The 417-nt window shown below is 62.6% G+C and carries 1 pseudogene; it reads left to right on the forward strand.

The annotated features are described in order from the left end of the window. A pseudogene (locus tag FFK22_RS42320) lies at nucleotides 1-417 on the forward strand (sulfatase-like hydrolase/transferase); the annotation flags it as partial.

A 417-nucleotide genomic window follows, 5' to 3' on the forward strand; every position in this document is an offset into this window, starting at 1 on the left:
CGCGACAAGGTCGGCCCGCGCAACCTGCTGCATTGCTGGGCGGCGGACACCGACGATCCGATCGAGCAGCCGCGCTGGGGCAAGGTCGGCAAGCAGAGGATCGTGGATGAGGGGCCGCTGGCCCCCTACCCGGATATGTCCAACGTGCCGAACATGCACGACATCACGCCGAAGGCCAAATACGACATGGGGACCTTCGACGAAGTACTGGTCAAAGAGTCGACCGACTTCATGGACAAGGCCAAGGCGGATGGCAAGCCGTTCTTCGTCTGGCACAACACGACGCGCATGCATGTCTGGACGTTCCTGTCGCCGAAGTATCAGGCCCTCATGAACAGCGAGAGCAACTTCGGCCTCGAGGAAGCCGGCATGGCGCAGCTGGATGACAGCGTCGGCGCCATCCTGAAGCACCTGGAC

The sequence above is a fragment of the Mycobacterium sp. KBS0706 genome, assembly GCF_005938675.2.
GTDB lineage: Bacteria > Pseudomonadota > Alphaproteobacteria > DSM-16000 > Inquilinaceae > Inquilinus.